This window comes from Pelagerythrobacter sp. Soil_C_18, from assembly GCF_057657235.1.
On the sequence record NZ_JBDGIU010000007.1, the window covers coordinates 190628 to 210665 of the forward strand.

15 protein-coding genes are annotated in these 20038 nt (G+C 67.3%); 8 read left to right on the plus strand and 7 right to left on the minus strand.

All coding sequences use genetic code 11. From position 1 onward, the window contains the following. The first annotated feature begins 13 nt into the window (after positions 1 to 13). Positions 14 to 1093 (plus strand): DUF3667 domain-containing protein, encoded by a 1080-nt coding sequence (locus tag AC3A5N_RS14865; RefSeq protein ID WP_487738102.1) that lies wholly within the window; start codon positions 14 to 16, stop codon positions 1091 to 1093. A gap of 50 nt (positions 1094 to 1143) precedes the next feature. Here AC3A5N_RS14865 and ftsH read toward each other — a convergent pair whose 3' ends face one another. The 6 genes from ftsH to AC3A5N_RS14895 all read right to left on the minus strand — a co-directional run bounded on the left by ftsH (position 1144) and on the right by AC3A5N_RS14895 (position 8119). Continuing rightward, positions 1144 to 3099 (minus strand): ATP-dependent zinc metalloprotease FtsH, encoded by a 1956-nt coding sequence (gene ftsH / locus AC3A5N_RS14870; RefSeq protein ID WP_487738103.1) that lies wholly within the window; start codon positions 3097 to 3099, stop codon positions 1144 to 1146. An 87-nt stretch (positions 3100 to 3186) separates the two neighbouring features. Then, positions 3187 to 4170 carry a HupE/UreJ family protein gene (locus tag AC3A5N_RS14875; RefSeq protein WP_487738104.1) on the minus strand — a complete coding sequence of 328 codons (984 nt, stop codon included), beginning with the start codon at positions 4168 to 4170 and terminating at the stop codon, positions 3187 to 3189. Further along, the gene (locus tag AC3A5N_RS14880; protein WP_487738105.1) at positions 4167 to 4970 is read right to left on the minus strand and encodes a peptidyl-prolyl cis-trans isomerase; all 804 of its coding nucleotides are present in this window, start codon (positions 4968 to 4970) and stop codon (positions 4167 to 4169) included. Before AC3A5N_RS14880 ends, AC3A5N_RS14875 begins: the two co-directional genes overlap by 4 nt. Continuing rightward, positions 4967 to 6931, minus strand: a complete 1965-nt coding sequence (locus AC3A5N_RS14885) for a DUF3604 domain-containing protein (RefSeq protein WP_487738106.1) — start codon at positions 6929 to 6931, stop codon at positions 4967 to 4969. Before AC3A5N_RS14885 ends, AC3A5N_RS14880 begins: the two co-directional genes overlap by 4 nt. 84 nt (positions 6932 to 7015) lie before the next feature. Continuing rightward, positions 7016 to 7618, minus strand: a complete 603-nt coding sequence (locus AC3A5N_RS14890) for an exopolysaccharide biosynthesis protein (RefSeq protein ID WP_487738107.1) — start codon at positions 7616 to 7618, stop codon at positions 7016 to 7018. A gap of 48 nt (positions 7619 to 7666) precedes the next feature. Continuing rightward, positions 7667 to 8119 (minus strand): MaoC family dehydratase, encoded by a 453-nt coding sequence (locus AC3A5N_RS14895; protein WP_487738108.1) that lies wholly within the window; start codon positions 8117 to 8119, stop codon positions 7667 to 7669. A gap of 115 nt (positions 8120 to 8234) precedes the next feature. Between AC3A5N_RS14895 and glpD the strand changes: the two genes are divergently transcribed. The 6 genes from glpD (at position 8235) to AC3A5N_RS14925 (ending at position 15938) form a co-directional block, all read left to right on the plus strand. After that, entirely contained in the window at positions 8235 to 9728 is a 1494-nt protein-coding gene (gene glpD, locus AC3A5N_RS14900; protein ID WP_487738109.1) for a glycerol-3-phosphate dehydrogenase, read from the plus strand. 64 nt (positions 9729 to 9792) lie between these two features. Then, entirely contained in the window at positions 9793 to 12921 is a 3129-nt protein-coding gene (putA, locus tag AC3A5N_RS14905; RefSeq protein WP_487738110.1) for a bifunctional proline dehydrogenase/L-glutamate gamma-semialdehyde dehydrogenase PutA, read from the plus strand. 53 nt (positions 12922 to 12974) lie between these two features. After that, positions 12975 to 13502, plus strand: coding sequence for a hypothetical protein (locus AC3A5N_RS14910; RefSeq protein WP_487738111.1), 528 nt, complete (start codon positions 12975 to 12977; stop codon positions 13500 to 13502). 76 nt (positions 13503 to 13578) lie between these two features. Then, positions 13579 to 14133: a dCTP deaminase gene (dcd, locus tag AC3A5N_RS14915; protein ID WP_487738112.1), complete on the plus strand. Its 555-nt coding sequence runs from the start codon at positions 13579 to 13581 to the stop codon at positions 14131 to 14133. 80 nt (positions 14134 to 14213) lie between these two features. Then, the gene (locus tag AC3A5N_RS14920; RefSeq protein WP_487738113.1) at positions 14214 to 15389 is read left to right on the plus strand and encodes a saccharopine dehydrogenase family protein; all 1176 of its coding nucleotides are present in this window, start codon (positions 14214 to 14216) and stop codon (positions 15387 to 15389) included. Between the two features lie 87 nt (positions 15390 to 15476). Beyond that, positions 15477 to 15938: a DoxX family protein gene (locus AC3A5N_RS14925; RefSeq protein ID WP_487738114.1), complete on the plus strand. Its 462-nt coding sequence runs from the start codon at positions 15477 to 15479 to the stop codon at positions 15936 to 15938. Positions 15939 to 15965: 27 nt separating this feature from the next. Here AC3A5N_RS14925 and AC3A5N_RS14930 read toward each other — a convergent pair whose 3' ends face one another. Continuing rightward, the gene (locus AC3A5N_RS14930) at positions 15966 to 18080 is read right to left on the minus strand and encodes a TonB-dependent receptor (protein WP_487738115.1); all 2115 of its coding nucleotides are present in this window, start codon (positions 18078 to 18080) and stop codon (positions 15966 to 15968) included. Between the two features lie 441 nt (positions 18081 to 18521). On the opposite strand from AC3A5N_RS14930, the gene AC3A5N_RS14935 reads away from it, so the two are divergent. After that, positions 18522 to 19913 carry a site-specific integrase gene (locus AC3A5N_RS14935; RefSeq protein ID WP_487738116.1) on the plus strand — a complete coding sequence of 464 codons (1392 nt, stop codon included), beginning with the start codon at positions 18522 to 18524 and terminating at the stop codon, positions 19911 to 19913. Positions 19914 to 20038 lie beyond the last annotated feature (125 nt).

Sequence of the window (20038 nt, forward strand, 5' to 3'; positions counted from 1 at the left end):
CTAGAACGCGCACATGGCAGGGGATATCGGCGAGGGAATGGCGGAGATCGCCACGGGGGCTCTGGCGGCGCGCGCGATCGAGCCGGGCGGCGGAGAGGCATCGCCCGGGGCCACGGGTCATACGCACGAGAGCGCCTGCCTTAACTGCGGTGCAGCGCTGGCCGGACCGCACTGCCACAACTGCGGCCAGCGCGCGCACGTCCACCGCACGCTGCGCGCCTTCTTCCATGACCTGCTGCACGGCGTGCTCCATTTCGAAGGCAAGACCTGGCGCACGCTGCCGCTGCTCGTGTGGCAGCCCGGCAAGCTGACCCGCGAGTATATCGACGGTAAGCGCGCCAGCTACGTCAGCCCGATCGCGCTGTTCCTGTTCGTCGTGTTCCTGAGCTACGCCCTGTTCAGCGCGCTGGGCGGATCGACCGCTTTCGCGCCCGATGTTAGCGGGATGGAGCAGGTCAAGTCGGCCTATGCCACCAACCAGAAGGAGCTCGCAGAGCTGCAGGAGAAGCGCGAGCGGAACATCGACGACCCTGCCGACCTGGCCGAGATCGACGAGCGCATCGCGGAACTCAAGGATGACCAGCAGGGCCTGGAAATGGTCATCGGCGGCGTCGGAAGCGAGTTCGAGACGAACTTCAGGGAAGGGTTCGAGAGCAATCCGCTACCCGAAGGAAACGCCCTTACCGCGGCGTGGGAGAAGGCGGCCGCGAACCCGCAGCTCACGATCTACAAACTGCAGACCAACGCCTACAAGTTCAGCTGGATGCTTATCCCGCTGAGCGTGCCTTTCGTGTGGCTGCTGTTCCCCTTCGCGCGCCGCTTCAAGGGCTACGACCATACGGTCTTCACCACCTATTCGATCGCCTTCATGATCGCGCTCGCGGCAGCGTCGAGCCTGCTGTTCTACTTCGGCATGCCAGGTATCGGCGGGTTGCTGCTATTCTATGCGCCCTACCACATGTACCGGCAGATCCGCGGCGCTTACGGCACCAGCCGCTTCGGCGCCCTCTGGCGCATGCTGGCGCTGAGCCTGTTCGCCTGGATCGCGATCAGCTTCTTCCTGATGGCGATCGGCTGGATGGCCGGGCACTGACCGGCCTCCCGAGAGGCCGGTCAGCTATCCGATAGTCCTGACCCCGACGATCAGGCGCCTTGGGGGGCGCCCTCGTTGCCGCCGAAGCGCTTGCCCGCCTTGGGAATCGCCGAGCCGGTGACCGGGCGCACGGTGGGGCGCGTGGGCGCGTCGGGGCGGTCGATCTTGCCGCTGTCGAGCAGTTCGCGGATCTCGTCGCCCGTCAGCGTCTCGTATTCGAGCATGGCCTGGGCGAGCAGGTGGAGCTTGTCCTCCTGCGTCTTCAGGATCTCGGTCGCCCGGCGGTGCGCGCTTTCGATCAGCGTCTTGATCTCGGCGTCGATCAGCTTGTTGGTCTCGTCAGAACCCATCGTGCGCGCGGTCTGACCCATGCCGAGGTAGCCTTCCTGGCTTTCCTCGTACTGAAGCGGGCCGAGCTTGTCGGACATGCCCCACTTGGTGACCATGTTGCGCGCCAGCTTGGTCGCATACTGGATGTCGGACGAGGCGCCGCTCGAAACCTTGTCGTGGCCGAAGATGATCTCCTCCGCCACACGCCCGCCCATGGCGACCGCGAGGTCGGCGTGCATCTTGTCGCGGTGGTACGAGTAGTTGTCCCGCTCCGGCAGGCGCATGACCATGCCCAGCGCGCGGCCGCGCGGGATGATCGTTGCCTTGTGGATCGGGTCGGATGCCGGCTCGTTCATGCTGACGAGCGCATGGCCCGCCTCGTGATAGGCGGTCATCTTCTTCTCGTCGTCCGTCATGACCATCGAGCGGCGCTCGCTGCCCATCATGACCTTGTCCTTCGCGTCCTCGAACTCCTGCATCGCGACCAGGCGCTTGTTCCGCCGTGCCGCCAGAAGCGCCGCCTCGTTGACGAGGTTGGCCAGGTCCGCGCCCGAGAAGCCCGGCGTGCCGCGCGCGATCGTGCGCGGGTTGACGTCGGGGGCGAGCGGCACCTTCTTCATGTGCACGGCGAGGATCTTCTCGCGCCCATCCACATCGGGCACCGGCACCACGACCTGGCGGTCGAAGCGGCCCGGGCGCAGCAGCGCGGGGTCGAGCACGTCGGGGCGGTTCGTGGCGGCGATGATGATGATGCCTTCGTTCGCCTCGAACCCGTCCATTTCGACGAGGAGCTGGTTGAGCGTCTGCTCGCGCTCGTCGTTCGAGTTGCCGAGGCCGTGGCCGCGATGGCGGCCGACGGCGTCGATCTCGTCGATGAAGACGATGCACGGCGCGTTCTTCTTGGCCTGCTCGAACATGTCGCGCACGCGGCTGGCGCCGACGCCGACGAACATTTCTACGAAGTCGGAGCCGGAAATGGTGAAGAACGGCACGCCCGCCTCGCCCGCAATGGCGCGGGCGAGCAGGGTCTTGCCGGTGCCGGGCGAGCCGACCAGCAGCGCGCCCTTGGGAATCTGGCCGCCGAGCTTGGAGAAGCGCTGCGGATCCTTGAGGAACTCGACGATCTCCTCCAGCTCCTCGCGCGCCTCGTCGATGCCGGCGACATCGTCGAAGGTCACCTTGCCCTGCTTCTCGGTCAGCATCTTGGCCTTGGACTTGCCGAAGCCCATCGCGCCGCCGCCGCCGCCCTTCTGGACCTGGCGCAGCGCGAAGAAGGCGATGCCGAGGATCAGGATAAACGGCAGCGACTGGATCAGCACGGCGAGCAGGATGTTCATCCGCTCGGGCGCGGTGCCGGTGTATTCGACGCCGTTCGCGTCGAGCAGTTCAGTCAACCGCGTGTCGTTGGTGACGGGCACGGTGCTGAACGTCTCGCCGTTGTCGAGCGTCCCGGTGATCTGTTCGGACGAGATCGTGACGTCCTTGACGAGGCCCGCCTCCACGTTCTCGCGGAAAGTCGAATAGCCGATTTCCTTGCCCGCCGGCTGCCCGGCATTGCCGAACATCGAGACCAGAAGCACGAGCGCGAGGAAAATCCCGCCCCAGACCATCAGGCTCTTGATCCAGGGGTTGGGGCCGCCGCCCTCGGGCTCGCCAGGCTGCTTGTCGTCGTTCATCGGAACAGGAATCCTTTCGCCGCTCAATGTAGGGGCGAGCGGGTGAATGGCAAGATAACGCACCGACGCTTGGCGCAGGGCGGCGCGTCAGCCGATCACTCTGTCGATCAGCCAGTAGGACCCGGTGATGCCGATGCCGTAGGCGGCGACTCGCAAACCGGTCGCCATGACGGGCTGCGCAAGGCGACCCAGCGCGGCAAGCAGCGCCATCACCGCAGCGACGACGAGCAGTTGGCCGGCCTCGACGCCGAGGTTGAAGGCGAGCAGCGCGGCGGCGATCTCGCCCTCCGGCAAGCCGATGGAAGCGAGCGCGCCGGCGAAGCCGAACCCGTGGAGCAGCCCGAAGGCGAAGGCAATCGCCCAGGGGAAGCGCAGGGTCCAGCTCTCCTCCCCCTTGCGCAGGCGCACGATCTCGAGCGCGAGGAACACGATGGAAAGGGCGATCAGCGCCTCGACCGGGCGTTGCGGCATGCCCAGCAGGCCGAGTGAGGCACCCGCGAGCGTGATTGAGTGCGCGACGGTAAATGCGGTCGCGGCGAAGACCACCGGCCGCCAGCGGCGCAGCAGCAGGACCAGCGCGATCACGAACAGCAGGTGATCCCAGCCGAGCAGGATATGCTCGACCCCGATCACGAAATAGCTCCTGAGCACCTGCATCCTATCGGGCCGCGCGGCGATCGCCGCACGCGGCTCGGTGGAAGTGAGGCGCAGCGCCTGCACCGGATCGCCGAGCGGAGCGACGCGCACGAGCATGTCGGCCTGGCCGATCAGTCCCGGCATGCCGATCGCGGCGCCGCGCACCGTCCCCTCGCAGCGCGCTTCCGCCGCGCCGACGATGGCGAGGCCGGCGACGCCCTGCTCCACCGCGCCGTGATAGCGGCAGTTCGCGGGCAGGTTGGGCGGCGGCGGTGCTTCGAGCGGCGGCGCGGTGAACGGCTCCTTCCATGCGAGCCGCCACTCGCCCGGAGCGGCCTCGGTGAACTCCAGATAGCCGGGACGCAGCTCGTCCGCACTGGCGGGCGCGGCGACCGGCGCCGAGAGCGCCAGCAGCAGTGCAACCAGCCCCCTCACCGCGCGATCGTCACCCGGTAGGCGTCGCGCAGAAGCGCATAGGCCTCGTCGCGGCGGCCGGCGATCGTCTCCGCGCGCCAGTCGTTCTCGACCCGCTCGCGGATTTCACCGAGTAGCGGGACCTCGCCCGCCTCGCGCGAGCGCAGGCGCACCGCGTGCCACCCGAACCCGGAGGCGACCGGATCCGACCAGTCGGTGCCCGGCTCCAACGCGTCGAGCGAATCCACGAACGCTGTGCCGAACTGCTCGGCCACGCGGCTTCGCGAAACACCGTCGAGCGAGGGCGGGAGCGAGATCGCCTCGCCTTCCACCGTGCGGCCCGCCCGCAAGTGGCCCAACGCCGCCTCCGCCGCGGCGCGGTCGCCGAAGAAGCGCTGATCGAAGCCGTAGCGGACCTCGCGCGCAAAGCGTTCGGGATGATCCGCCAGCCACTTCGCGAGCATATCGTCCGAAGGCTCGACGGTCTCGGCCATGCTCTGCGCGAGGAAGTCCATCTTGTTCGCCATGCGCTTGCGCACCACGGCATCGTCCCGGTCGAGCCCGAGCCGCAGCGCCTCGCGGTAGAGGACCTCCTCGCGCACGTATTGCTCGGTCAGCGTATCGAGCTCCGCGTCGGTCGGCGGGCGTTTCATCGTCCGCTCGTATTGCAGCGCCAGCCGGGCGCGGTCCTCCAGGCCGACGTCGATCGTGCGGCTCGCCGGATCGGCGGGTTCGCCCTGCCAGGCGAACAACCCAAAGAGCACCGCCCCCGCGGCGAGGAAGTGCACCATCGGCTCGCGGGTCCAGGGCCGCAAGGTCATCCGCGGAACCGCTCGCGCGCGAACCAGCCGGCCTGCCGCTCGGCACGCGGCGCAGGATCGGGCGGACCGAGCCAGATCGGTGAACTATAGGCGCGTTCCTGCGCCACCGCGTCCGCCATAGCCTCGGCCGGCAGCTCAATCCCGAAGCGCACCGCGTCGTAGAGCGTCCAGCGCGGCGTCGGGATCGCGAGCACGCGGACGTAGTAGAACGCGCTCTCGCCCTCGCGATAATCGGGATCGGTCCAGACGGCGCGCAACTCGGGCGCGCCGATCGTGTTGGCGTATGTCGCCGTCTCGCGGTCGACCGTGTCGCCGACCGGCGGCACTTTGCCGCCCGCCATCGGCCGTTCGTCCATGTCGGACCACACGACGTCGTGGACTTTCTCGTGCAGCACGCCGTCGGCGGTGATCCAGCCCTTGACGATCTGCACCCGGTCGAGGTGCGCCCCTTCCGGATCCTTGAGCGCGGAGACAAGGAAAGTCGGCGCCGTGCGCTCGTCCACCAGCTTCCCGCCCATCGGCACGCCGCGGGTGTAGCCGGCGCGGACCCAGTCGCCGCGCCAGTCCTCCTCGCTAAAGTCGAACCCGCCGAACAGGCGCACGGTCATGCGCGGCCCGGTGGTGGCATAGACCTCGCGCCGCATCATCGCGTCGAAGATCTCCGCCCGCGTATTCGCCCGCGCCCAGACCGCCGCGTAGCCGCCCGCCATGTAGTGCCAGCCGAAGCGGCCTTCCTCGATGCCGAGGTTCTGCGGCTCCAGCGCGCGGTCCTCGATCGCCGGTTCGTTGCCGGTGTGCTTGCCGAAGAAATTGTCCTCGTCGGCGGTAGCGAGCGAGGTGTGGCTGTCGGTCGAGCCGATCATCCCGAACGCATAGGGATTAACCCCCGTGCGCTGCTCGATCGAGAGGCCGCGCTTCAGCGCCTCGCGCAAGTATTCGCCCGCCATCATGGTATCGGCCTTGCGCTCGGTCAGCGGCAGGTTGCCGAGCTCCCATCCGGCATCGCCGAAGCTGGCGAATTCGTCGTTCGGCGAGAGGAACGGGTGCGATTCGCTGTCGCCCTTGATCTGGGTCGCCTCGACCACCGGTTCGCGCATGGCGCGGCGGCGGGCGTAGTCGGCGCTCATCGGCCCTCCCTGCGAATCGGTCAGCTCGAACATCAGTCCGTTCGAGAGGTTGGAGTTGTGCGGAATGGCGAGCGCCGTGCCCCCGGTCGCCTCCTCGTAAGCGTCCATATAGTCCCACAGATCGTCGACCGGCCCCTGCAGGCCCGAGTAGGGCAGAACCTGGCTCGTGCGCGCATAGCCGTCGCGGAACATGACCACGCGGTGGAGATTGTTGCCGCCCGGCATCAGTGTGTATTCGAAGCCGGCGAGCGGCGTGAACGTGCCCGGCTGGTAATAGCGGTCGATCAGCTGGAGGTGGGCGTCCCAGATTTCGCGCGTGTTCTCCTCGCGCCCCTCGGGATCACGGAACGCCTCGGGCAGCGCGTCGGTCGCCGCGGCGTCGATCAGCTCGGCGACGGCCCGCTGCGACTGCTCGGGGCTCTCGTGCATCATGTCGTGCCAGCGGCGCAGCGTCGGATCGCGGATCAGCAGGCGCGGTGCGTCGTAGAGCCGGCGCATGGCGCCGAGCCCGTCCGAATGGTCGGCGATGACGAGGAAGTCGAGCGGGCGTGAAAGCCGCGCCTTTGCACCTGTGGTCGACGTCACCTCATCGCCGCGCGCGAACTTCAGCGCCTCTTCAGGCCCCAGCCGTGTGCCGAAGCCGAAGGCGTCGATCGAATTGTCGGTGTGAAGGTGGGTGTCGCCCCACAGGACCTGCTGCGGGAACTCCTCGACCTCGATCGCCGCTTCGGCATCGGCCGCGCGCTGGGCCTCTCGCTCCGCACCGCCGCACCCGGCCAGCGCCAGCGTCGCCGCCAGTGCCAGGCCCATCGCTCCCGTCCTCGAACCCGCCATCGCATCCTCCCCCCGGATATGCGTCGTCCTGCGGCCCGTGGGCACAATGACATAGCGGGGCGCGCCGTCAAGCGCAGGGGGAGGTCAACCGGCGAGACCGCCCGAAACGACGAGCGCGATCAGGACGCCGAGGGCGCCGAGCGAGAGCGTGAACGCGATCAGCATGAGCAGCCCGTCGCGCACCATGAGCGCGAGGCCGAAGGCGGCGATCGCGATCATCGGCGCCGAACTGGCGAAGGGCAGCAACTCGAGCGGCGGCACCATGCAGCACAGGAGGAGGATCACCGCAGCGGCGGCGCGGGGCCAGAACCCTTCGGTGAGCCACTTGAGCCGGCCCCTGAACCAGCGGTCCATCGCCGCCGCCGCGCCGTCGAGATGATGCGCCGCGCGCGCCAGCCGGTCGCCGTTGACGGCGCGGCGCTCGATGAAGCGCGGTAGCCAGACATGGTCGTGTCCGAGCAGGAGCTGGCCCGCGATGAGCCCGATCGACAGCGCGAGCAGGCTGGGCACGCCGGGAATCCCGCCGATCGGCGAGAGCTCGATCAACGGCAGGAGCAGCAGGATCGGGCCGAAGCTGCGCCGCCCAAACTGGTCGAGCGCGTCGCCGACGCAGACCTCGTCGCGACGCTCGCCGAGATCCTCGATCCCTTCGAGCACTTCCTCGATGCTGTGCGGTTCCTGGTTCATAGGCCTGCCGTCAGGAACGGGCAGGTCGCCGTTCGGCTCCCGCCGCCGTCAGGCGGACCTCTTCTTCAGCAGGGCCGTGCGCTCGCAGCGGCAGACGACCTCGCCGCGCTGGTTGAGCATCTCGTGGGTGAAGGTGACGATCCCCGCATCGGGCCGCGATTTCGATTCGCGCAGAGCGGCGACCTCGCTGGTCGCGCGCAGCGTATCGCCGATCGCGACGGGCTTCGGCATCGAGACTTTGTCGTAGCCGAGATTGGCGACGAGCGTGCCCAGTGTGGTCTCTCCCACGCTTACTCCCACCATCAGCGCGAAGGTGAAGGTGCCGTTGACGAGGATCTGGCCGAATTCCGACGCCCGCGCCGCCTCGGCATCGAGGTGGAGCGGCTGCGGATTGTGGGTCATGGTCGTGAACAGCAGGTTGTCGGTCTCGGTCACCGTGCGGCGGATCTCGTGCTCGATCCGGTCGCCCACCTGCCATTCGTCGAAATAGCGGCCTGCCATCCTCTGCGCTCCCCAAGTCTTCAACGGCAGCGCCATAGCGGCCCGGCAGCGCGAGGCAAACAACGTGGCGCAAATCGCTCGCCTCGCGCGGCAGGGGCCGATAGGGCCGCGGCGCATGTTCGACCTTCTCGTTATCGGCGGCGGCATCAACGGCGCCGGGATCGCACGCGACGCCGCCGGACGGGGGATGAAAGTCGCGCTGGTCGAGAAGGACGATCTCGCCAGCCACACCTCATCGGCCAGCACCAAGCTGGTCCACGGCGGCCTGCGCTATCTCGAACACTACGAGTTCCGCCTCGTGCGCGAGGCGCTGCACGAGCGCGAGGTTCTGCTCAAAATCGCCCCACACCTCGTGCGCCCGATGCGCTTCGTCCTGCCGCACGACAGAGGGCTGCGGCCCAAGTGGATGTTGCGGCTCGGACTGTTTCTCTATGACCATATCGGCGGGCGGCGAACCCTGCCGGGCAGTCGCGGGATAGACCTGCGCAAGCCGCCGCACGAGGCGATCCTGCAGGACCGGTTCCGGCGCGGGTTCGAATATTCCGACTGCTGGGTCGACGATGCGCGGTTGGTGGTGCTGAACGCCGTCGACGCGCGCGAGCGCGGGGCGGACGTGATGACCCGCACCGAATGCATCGCCCTCGACCGGGTCGGTGAGCACTGGCGCGCGACCCTGCGCGCTGGCGGTGCCGGCAAGACGGTGAGGGCGCGGGCGGTGGTGAACGCCGCTGGCCCCTGGGTGGACAGCGTGGCCGCGATGGCGACCGGCGGCCGGGCGGAGGCCCACCTGCGGCTGGTCAAGGGCAGCCATATCGTGATCCGCCGCATGTTCGAGGGGCCCCACGCCTATATCTTCCAGAACGGGGACGGGCGGATCGTCTTCGCCATTCCCTACGAGCGCGACTTCACGCTGATCGGCACGACCGACCAGCTGTTCGAAGGCGACCCCGATGCGGTGACGATTTCGGAGGAAGAGCGCGACTACCTCTGCGCGGTGGCGAGCGAGTATTTCCGCGAGCCGGTCGAGCCCGCCGATGCCGTATCCACTTACGCCGGAATCCGCCCTCTCTACGAAGACAATGCCGCGAGCAACGCGATCGTAACGCGCGACTATGTCTTCGCCATCGATGCACCGGCCAGCGAAACTGGCGGCGCGCCGCCGCTGCTCAGCGTCTACGGCGGCAAGATCACGACCTACCGCAAGCTCGCGGAGCACGCGCTGGAACGGCTCGGCGAACATCTCTCCGTGCCGGAGGCGCCGTGGACCGCCGATACCGCGCTTCCGGGGGGCGACTTCGAGCACGGCTTCGACGCATTCCTGGCCGAGGTTCGCGCGATCTGGCCGTGGCTCCCGGAAGAGACCGCGCTGCGCTTCGCCCGCGCCTATGGAACACGGATCGAGCGGGTTATTGGGCGCGCGCAATCGCTCGCCGATCTGGGGCGGGATCTCGGCGGCGGGATGAGCGAAGCGGAGGCGAACTATCTGCGCCGCGAGGAGTTTGCGCACACGGCCGAGGACCTCCTCTGGCGGCGCAGCAAACTCGGCCTACATATGACGGCACAAGCCCCTGAAATCGTGGCGGCAGCGCGCAAAAGCGACTTCGCTTGATTGCCGCGGGCGCCGCGTCCAAGGGGCCCTCGAACCCCTCCCCTTTCAGCCGAGTCGCACAAAAATGCCCGTTTCCGCCCCGCTCGATCGTACCGCCATCCGCGTCGCCTACCGGCAGGAGGAGGGCGCGTGCATTGCCGAGCGGCTGCGACAGGCCGCGCCTGCGGGCGCGCTCCATGGCGAGGCTGCGGCGCTCGCCGGGAAGCTGATCGCGGGCGCGCGCGGACGCAAGGCGAGCGGAATCGACGCCTTCCTCCAGCAGTTCGGCCTCGCCACCGAGGAAGGCATTGCGCTGATGTGCCTTGCCGAAGCGCTGCTGCGCGTGCCCGACAACGCCACTGCCGACGCGCTGATCCGCGACAAGATCGGCGACATCGACTGGTCGGAGCATCTGGGCGAATCGAGCTCCACCTTCGTCAACGCCGCGACCTTCTCGCTGATGCTGACGGGCGAAGTGCTCGAACGGCCCGAGGAGCACCAGAAGGGCATGGGCGCGACCGTGAAGCGCGCGATCGGCCGGCTGGGCGAACCGGTGATCCGCAAAGCGACGCTGCAGGCCATGCGCATCCTCGGTGGACAGTTCGTCTTCGGCCGCACGATCGAGGAGGCGCTGAAGCGCGCGGCACCCGAGCGCGCCAAGGGGCTGACGCACAGCTTCGACATGCTCGGCGAAGCGGCCATGACGTTCCCCGATGCCGAACGCTACCGCCGGGCCTACGAGCGCGCGATCGAGCGGCTTTCGCGCGAGACCGACGGCGGCATTACCGGCTCCCCCGGCATCTCGGTCAAGCTCTCGGCGCTCTACCCGAAGTACGACTATTTCCATGCCGAGGCGGCGACTCAAGCGCTCGTACCGATCCTGAAGGATCTCGCGGCCAAGGCGCGCGATGCCGACATGCACTTCACGATCGACGCAGAGGAGGCCGAGCGGCTCGAGCTCTCGCTCGACATCATCGAGGCGCTGGTAGCCGACGATGCGCTGTTCACGCGCCGCGACGGCAGCGCATGGGAGGGCTTCGGTCTCGCCATCCAGGCCTACCAGAAGCGCGGCGTGCCGCTGTGCGACTGGACCGCCAAGCTCGCCCGGCGCCACGGCCGCCGGTTGATGGTGCGGCTGGTCAAGGGCGCCTACTGGGACACCGAGATCAAGCTAAGCCAGGTCGGCGGGTACAAGGATTTCCCGGTCTTCACGCGCAAGGTCGCGACCGATGTGTCCTACCTCGCCTGCGCCGCCAAGCTGCTCGAGGCGCGCGACGTGCTCTATCCGGCATTCGCAACGCACAACGCCTATACGATCGGCGCGATCAAGGCGCTCGCGGCGAAGGGCGAAGGCGATTTCGAGTTCCAGCGGCTGCACGGCATGGGCGAGGAAGTCTATGCCGAGCTTGCTGCGGTCGAGGGCAACCGCCGAACCCCGGTGCGCATTTATGCACCCGTCGGTACCCACAAGGACCTTCTCGCGTACCTCGTGCGCCGCCTGCTCGAGAACGGGGCGAACTCCAGCTTCGTCAACCGCATGGCCGACGCGGAAGTGCCGGTGGAGGAGCTGACCGGCGACCCGGTGGCGGAACTCGCCGCAACCGAACCTCGCCGCAATCCCGCAATCCCGCTGCCCGCCGACATCTTCCCCGGCCGCCGCAACAGCGCCGGGATCGATATCTCGGATCCCTTGGTGCGCGAGCCGCTGCTCGAACGACTGGCGGTGCTCGACACGCGCCGCTGGCATGCCGAGCCGACGTTCCGCTCGCCCGAGCAGGGCGAAGTCGCGCCGATCACCCAGCCGCAGGATCTTACCCACGAGGTTGGCACGCGGCGCGATGCGCTGCCCGAGGAAATCGACGTCGCGATCACCCGCGCGATGGCGATCCAGCCCGGCTGGGACTCGCTTGGCGGCGAGAAGCGTGCGCTGCTGCTCGAAGCCGCGGCCGACAGGTTCGAAGCGCATACCGACGAGATCATCAGCCTGTGCCAGCGCGAGGCCGGCAAGACGCTGATGGACGCCATTCTCGAACTGCGCGAGGGGGTCGACTTCCTCCGCTACTACGCCAACGAGGCGCGGCGGCTGTTCTCCGGCCCGATCCCCCTGCCCGGCCCGACGGGCGAGGAGAACCGGCTGAGCCTGCACGGGCGCGGCGTGTTCGCGACGATCAGCCCGTGGAACTTCCCGCTCGCGATCTTCATCGGCCCGGCCGCCGCGGCGCTCGCCGCGGGCAACGCGGTGATCGCCAAGCCGGCCGAGCAGACGCCGCTGATCGCCGCCCTGGCGGTCAAGCTGTGCCACGAGGCGGGCATTCCCGAAGACGTGTTCCAGCTCCTCCCCGGTGCGGGCGAGGTGGGCCAGCTCATCACCTCCGACCCGCGGCTCGCGGGCGTCGCCTTCACCGGCTCGACCCAGACCGCGCAGGCGATCAACCGCACGCTCGCCGCGCGCGACGGGCCGATCGCGACGCTGATCGCCGAGACCGGTGGGCAGAATGCGATGATCGTCGATAGCTCGGCCCTGCCGGAGCAGGTGACGCGCGACGTGGTCAACAGCGCCTTCCAGAGCGCCGGCCAGCGCTGCAGCGCGCTGCGCGTGCTCTATCTGCAGGAAGACATCGCCGACGAGACGCTGACGATGATCAAGGGCGCATTCGAAGCGCTGACGATCGGCGATCCCGAAGAGCTGCCGACCGATGTCGGCCCGGTGATCGATCCCGACGCCAAGGCCGCGCTCGAGCGCCACGTCGCCAGGCGCAAGAAGCACGGCCGCATGGTTTGGCGCCGCAAGATGCCGCGCAGCACGGCCGCCGGATGCTTCGTCGCGCCGACGATCATCGAGATAGATTCGATCCTCGACCTGCGGCGCGAGAACTTCGGCCCGATCCTGCACGTGGTGCGCTTCAAGGCGAGCGAGCTCGGCCGCGTGATCGAGGACATCAATGCGACCGGCTACGGTCTCACCCTCGGCCTCCACAGCCGGATCGAGGCCACCCGCCGCTTCGTCGAGGCGCGCGCCCGGGTCGGCAACTTCTACGTCAACCGCAACCAGATCGGCGCGGTGGTCGAAAGCCAGCCGTTCGGCGGCGAGGGCATGTCCGGCACCGGCCCCAAGGCCGGCGGGCCGCACTACGTCGCGCGCTTCGCGACCGAGCGCGTGGTCTGCATCGACACCACTGCGGCCGGCGGCAACGCGAGCCTGCTGGCAAGCTGAGGCGACAGGCATTGTGTTGCAGCGCATCGCGCCCGTTTGCTAGAGCGGGCGCGATGCGCCGCTTCGCCGCCCTGATCCTCTCGCTCGTTGCGCTGGCCTGGTCGGTCGGGGCGGCAGCCGAGGTCCGGATGAGCTTTCACAGCTTCAACGGCTCGGTCTTGTTCGGCCGCTTTCCGCACGCCTTCGTCGTTCTGGAAGGGACTCTCGACAAGACCGGCCATCCGATCGACGAGAACTACGGCTTCACCGCGAAGACGATCTCCACCCGCCTTCTGAACGAGCCGGTCGAGCACGCGGTGCTGGCCGAGGAAGACAAGTACATCCGCGAAACCAATCGTCATTTCACGGTGACGCTCACCGACGCGCAGTACTGGGAGGTGCGCGCCGAAGTGGCGAAGTGGCGCGATGCCCCGGGCAAGTACTACGACCTCGACAAGCGCAACTGCATCCACTTCGTCGGCGCCATGGCGCAGATTGCCGGGCTGCGAGTGGAATATCCCGAGAACATGCTGCGCCGGCCGAAGAAGTGGCTCAACCACATCACCCTGCTGAACCCCCAGCTGGGCGCCGAGGCTATCTAGCGACCTCCCGTGAACGGGAGGGGATAAGGTGCGCGCGATACTTGCCCCCTTCGCTCCGCTCGGGAATCACCCGCGCATGGCGATTCTCTCCGACCGGTGGATCCGGCAACAGGCGACTGAAACGGGCATGATCGAGCCCTTCGTCGAAGCGCAGCGGCGCGAGGGCTGCATCTCCTACGGTCTGTCGAGCTACGGCTACGACGCGCGCGTGGCGGACGAGTTCAAGATATTCACCAACGTCGACAGCGCGGTGGTCGACCCGAAGGATTTCGCCGCCAACTCCTTCGTCGACCGCAAGACCGACGTCTGCGTGATCCCGCCCAACTCCTTCGCGCTCGCCCGCACGATCGAATACTTCCGCGTCCCGGAGGACGTCCTGGTCATCTGCCTCGGCAAGAGCACCTATGCACGCTGCGGGATCATCGTGAACGTCACGCCGCTGGAGCCGGGCTGGGAAGGCCACGTGACGCTGGAGTTCTCCAACACGACCCCGCTGCCGGCAAAGATCTACGCCAACGAAGGCGCTTGTCAGTTTCTCTTTCTCAAGGGCAACGAGCGCTGCGAGACGAGCTACAAGGACCGCGCGGGCAAATATATGGGTCAGCTCGGCGTGACGCTGCCGCGCCTCTAGAGCGCCCTGCCAGCAGGTACTGGCATCGCTTGCCGAAATAGCGCATCCTGCTCCCGCTGAACGACGGCTGGAGAGCGTGAATGGCCGACAGAGAATTCGACATCGTCGTCTATGGGGCGACCGGCTACACAGGGCGGCTGGTCGCCGAGCACTTCGTCCGCGAGTACGGCGGCAAATCGGATGCGCCGAAATGGGCCATGGCCGGCCGCAGCCTCACCAAGCTGCAGGACGTGCGCGCGGCGATCGCTGCGCCGGCCGAAACGCCGCTGATCGTCGCGGATGCCGAGGATCCGGCGAGCCTCGAGGCCATGTGCCACCGCACGCGCGTGGTGCTGACCACAGTCGGGCCATACCAGCTCTACGGCGATGCGCTGGTCGCCGCCTGCGTCCGCACCGGCACCGACTATGCCGACCTGTGCGGCGAGCCGGGCTGGATGCGCGAGCAGATCGACCTGCATCACGAGGCAGCGAAAGCGAGCGGTGCGCGGATCTGCTTTTCCAGCGGCTTCGATTCGATCCCTTTCGATCTCGGCGTGCTGATGCTGCAGAAGGAGGCGGTGAAGCGCTTCGGCAGGCCGGCCCCGCGCGTGCGGGGCCGCGTGCGGGCCATGAAGGGCACCTTCTCGGGCGGCACTGCTGCCAGCCTCTCCGCCACCGTGAAGGCCGTCGCGAAGAACCCCAGGCTCGTTCCCATTCTACAGAGCCCGTTCGGGTTGACGCCGGGCTTCGAAGGTCCGGACCAGCCAATGGGCCTCGTGCCGCATTACGAGGACGACCTCGGCAAATGGGCCGCGCCTTTCATCATGGCGACGATCAACACCAAGAACGTCCACCGCACGAACTTCCTCGCCGGTTTCCCCTATGGCGAGGACTTCCGCTACGACGAGATGATGCTGACGAGCCCGGGCGAGGCGGGCCAGGCCGCCGCGAATGCGGTTGCCGACATGCTCAAGAACCCGTTCGGCGCCAAGCCCCCGAAGCCGGGCGAGGGCCCGAGCCGGGAAGAGCGCGAGAACGGCTTCTACGACGTGCTGTTCATCGGCGAGATGCCGGGCGGCGAGCGGCTCCACTTCGGCGTGAAGGGCAGATACGATCCGGGCTATGGCTCGACCAGCCGCATGCTCGCGGAAACGGGCATGGCACTGCTCGGCAGCGAGGTGCCGGGCGGCGTGGGCACACCCGGCTACTTCCTCGGCGAAGCCCTGGTGAAGCGGCTCGAGGAGCATGCCGAGATCGCCTTCGCGCCCGAGGATTGACGCGGCCGCGAGCGCGCGGCGCGATGGCCATTTTCCATTCCCGAGCGTTTGCTCGGCGGGAAATCATGGGGAAGAGGAGAGGAACCAATGTCCACCATCGCCGCCATCATCGGGCGCATCATGCTGGCCGTCATCTTCATTCTGTCGGGGATCGGGAAGATCGTCGATCCGGCAGGAACGGCCGAGTACATCGAAAGCGCGACGACTCTGCCGGGCAGCCTCGCCCTGCCGACAGGCGTGTTCGAGCTGGTCCTGGGTCTGATGCTCGCGATCGGTCTGATGACGCGGATCGCCTCGATCCTGCTGGCGGGTTTCACACTGCTCACGGCGTTCTTTTTCCATAACGAGCTGGGCGACCAGACCCAGCTCACCGCGGCGCTCAAGAACATTGCGATCGCCGGCGGCTTGCTGCTCGTCTTCGCCTATGGGCAAATGCGCGGCAGCTTTGACTATATGCGCGAGCGCAACCGCACGCGCAAAGCCGAGCTGCGCGCAGCACATGCCGAAGGCAAGGCCGAAGGGCTGGCCACCACCCACACCGCCGACTGACCGGCTGCGTGCGGGCGGCGGCTACCCTCAGAAGCTCGTCCGCACGCTCAGCTTGAAGTTGCGGCCGGCAAGCGGCACGAAATCCTTCGTGAAGCTCGCGTGGCGGCGTCCTTCGGCGTCGAAGATGTTGTCCGCCTGCAGCAGGACCGTCAAATTGTCGTTGCCGCGCATCGGCTTCCACGCGAGCGAAGCGTTCACGTGGGTGAAGCTGTCGGTCTCGGTCTCGAACGGCGCGATGCGGTCCTGCTTGCCGAACCACTGCGCTTCCACCCGCGCGTCGAACGGCCCGGTCTGCGCCTCCAGCGCGCCGAGCAGTCGCAGCGGCGGGATGCGCGGCAGCGGCGTGCCGTCGCTCAGCTCGGCGCGGATATAGTCGCCGCGCACGTCGGCGAGCAGAGTGAAGCCGTCGGTTTCGTAGACCGGATAGGTCACCTCGCCCTCGACCCCGAAGTAGCGCGCGTCGCCCTGCAGGTATTCGAACACCGGCAGCCCGTCTTCCTCCAGGCCGGTCTCGGAGAGGTAGATGTAGTTATCGAACCAGTTGTTGAACACTGCGAGGCTGATCGTGCCGTCGCCGATCGGGCCGCGCGCGAAAGCCTCGACGCCCCAGGCGCCTTCGACTTCGAGGTTCGGGTCGCCAACTTCGAATGCCTGAGTCGCGATGTGCGGGCCGTTCGACAGCAGCTCCTCGGCGCTCGGCGCGCGCTCCGCGCGGCTGCCGTTCACGCCGAAGCGCAGGCCGCCGTCGGTCTCGTAAACGAGCCCGAGCGCGCCCGAGAACGTATCGAACGAGCGCTGGAAGCCGAGCACCTGCGATTCGACGTCGGTCGCCTCGTAGCGCCCCGCCAGCTCGAGCTGGAGCGGATCGAACGCGATCTCCTGCAGGGTGAACACCGCGAATTGGTCGGTGCGGTTCTTGGGCACGTAGGCCTCGGCCCCATAGGCGTCGAAATCGCGGAAGTAGTATTGCACGCCGGTCGAGCCGCCCCAGCCGCCGCGGTCGTTCTGCTCCAACTCGGCGCGGGCTTCGAGGCCCTTCACGTCGAACACGGTGCCGACCGCATCGCCTTCGAACTCGGTATGGGTGTAGTCGCTGAAACCGACCCGCGTGTTCAGCGCGGAGAAGAACCCGTCGCCGAGCGCGAGCCGCCCGCGCATGTCGGCACGAAACTGCCTGAGGCCGATGGTGACGAGCTCGTCGCCGTGCTCATGCTCCCCGCCTTCCTCGTGATCGTGCTCTTCCTCGCCGTGATGGTGGCCGGTGCCCGGGCGCATCGGCACGCCGTAAGTCGTGTCGTACCAGCCGATCGCTGCGCCGAGATTGCTGTCACCCTCGAAGAACGCGAAGCCGGTGTTGACGCTCCAGGTCTCGGTCCCGCTGTTCGGCAGCACCCCGCGCTGGCCAGCGAGTTCGCGCAGCTCCTCGGCCTCGTCGAGATGGCCTTCCTCCTCCTCGTGCTCCGCGTCGTGGAGCAGGTCCGCGCGCAGACCGGGCGCGGCGGCATAGCCGGCAATCTCGAGATCGTCGGTCTTGCGGTACGAGCCGTCGACGTGGACCACGAAGCGGTCGCCCAGCGGTACGTCGAGCGAAGCGCCGCCCTGGCGCAGGTCGGACGCGGTATCGACGCCGGCCAGCGCGTCGATGTGGAACGGCTCGTTCAGCCGGCGTAGCGGAATGCGCTTGTCGATCACGTTGACCGCGCCGCCGATCGCCTGACTGCCGTAGAGCAGCACCGCGGGGCCGCGCAGGACCTCGATCCGTTCGGCCGTCAGCGGGTCGATCGAGGTCGCGTGGTCGGCCGAGGTGTTGGAGACGTCGATCGCGCCGATCCCGTCGATCAGCACCTTGACCCGCTCGCCCGAGAAGCCGCGCAGCACCGGGCGCGAGGCGCCGGGGGAGAAGCTGGTCGCCGAGACGCCCGGGACCTTGGCGAGCACTTCGCCGAGCTGCCCGTCGAGATTGCGCTGAAGTTCCACGCCTTCGACGACCGAGGTGCCCGCGAGCACATCGAGCTGCTCGAGCCCGGCGGCCGTGACGACGATCTCCCCGCTCGGTGCGACACGCCGATCGTGGAAGTCGTCTGGCTCGGGCGACTCGCGCCGATCCTGAGCGCGGTCCTGAGCGTGAACGGGAGCAGCCATGGCGCAGAGGGCCAGGCCGAGCGGAAGGACAAGCGGCCGCGCCGCGATCAGATGACGATACAACATATCGGCGGCTTCATAACGATTCCCGCCGCCATGTCCACCGGGGTTCTCGACGAACCGCTAATGGCTGGGGTATGAAAGCGGATCCTGCCGCGCTCGGATGCAAGAGCGCGCACGGTGCGGCGCAAATTTCGTAGTCATGCGATGCCTGATCGATGACGGAACTGGAGCGGGCGAAGAGATTCGAACTCTCGACCCCAACCTTGGCAAGGTTGGGGCTGGTGATCTCGGGACTTTTCAGGAGGTCCGATCGTTTTCATAACTGCCTAATATTAAAGGATCTTTCGGAAACTCAAGACAGAATGGGATTTCGTCGGATCCTGGATCGGTGGTAGACGGTGGTAGACGGGTGGTAGACGACGCAGTATTCTGCTGAACATGGCTAAGCGGCAAAAAGTGGCTTTGAGTGACGGGATAGCGGCCGGTGCCGCCCCTGGCGCTGTGCGCGAGGTCATCTGGGATACGAAGCTTGCAGGGTTTGGATTGCGGATTGAACCTTCCGGCTCTCGGGCGTGGGTAGCAAAGTATCGTGCCGACGGCGGTGGACGCACGGCCCCCGTTCGTTGGCTCACCATTGGCCCCTTCCCGACGATCAAGGCAAGGGACGCGCGAGAGCGGGCGCAGAAAGCGTTGGCGGAGGTGCGACTAGGCGGCGACCCCGCCGGAGATCTCACGGCGCGACGCAAAGAGATGACGATCGCCGGCCTCGTCGATCTGTATGAGGAGGAGGGTCTGATCATCCTCAAGGGCACGCGACGAGGTGAGCCCATGAAACCGAGGACTGCCGCTTACACAATGGCGCGGCTACGCCATCACATCGTGCCCCTTCTCGGCAAACGCCGTGTAAGCGAAATTAGCCCAGGCGATGTTGCCAAGCTCGCGCGCGATATTGCGGCGGGTAAGACCGCTAAAGACGAGCTGCGCGGGCCACGCCGGCGCATCATCGTTCGCGGCGGAGAGGGCGCAGCGCGTAAGGCGGTTCGCGACCTCTCCGCTGTCTTCACCTTCGCAATTCAGCGCCGGATAGTGTCGGACAATCCGGTCTCTGCCGCCAGCGTTCGAAAGACCGACAACCGCCGCAGGCGCTTCCTCACGGTTGCCGAAGTAGCGCGGCTAGGTGCTGCGCTCGATGCGTTGGTTGCAGAAGGCATAAATCTTAAGGCTGCGCAAATCACCCGCCTCTGGGCGCTCACAGGATGCCGACGCGACGAAATTGCCGCTTTGAAGTGGTCTGAGTGCGACCTAGATCGAGGATTGCTTAACCTGGCAGATAGCAAAACCGGAGAAAGTGTCCGCCCCCTGGGAACCGCAGCTGCGGCCCTTTTACGAGAGGTGTTCGCGCGTGCCGCGGATGATGCGCTCTATGTTTTCCCTGCCGAACGAGGCGATGGATTCTACCAAGGAACGAAGCGACTATGGCCGACTATAATCGCCAGAGCCGGCCTGACCGACGTAACTCCTCATACCCTCAGGCATACGTTGGGAAGTGCCGCTGCTTCAGGCGGCGAGGCGCTCTTGATGGTCGGAGCCCTCCTCGGCCATGCAAATGCTCGATCGACGCAAATCTACGCTCACATAGACCATGACCCCGCCCGACTTGCCGCTGATCGCGCCACAGCAGGCATTGCCCGCGCCCTAGGTGCGGTTGCCCAGGCCCCCAACACCGACCATTGTATGGATACTTCCGCCTTAGCGAAAAAGCTGGAGTCAGATGCGCCGCTTAGCGCACCGGAACGGCGAGCGTTAGCGGCTGCACTCCAGGCCGTGTAAAGCCGCGGCACCGCGCAGGCCGATCATCAGCGTGGGATTATGCTGAGCAACAGCCGGAGGTCTCCATCTCTGGAGGTTGCCACGGATTTTGGAAGGCTGCCGCGCAGAAGAGGACTCGAACAGCA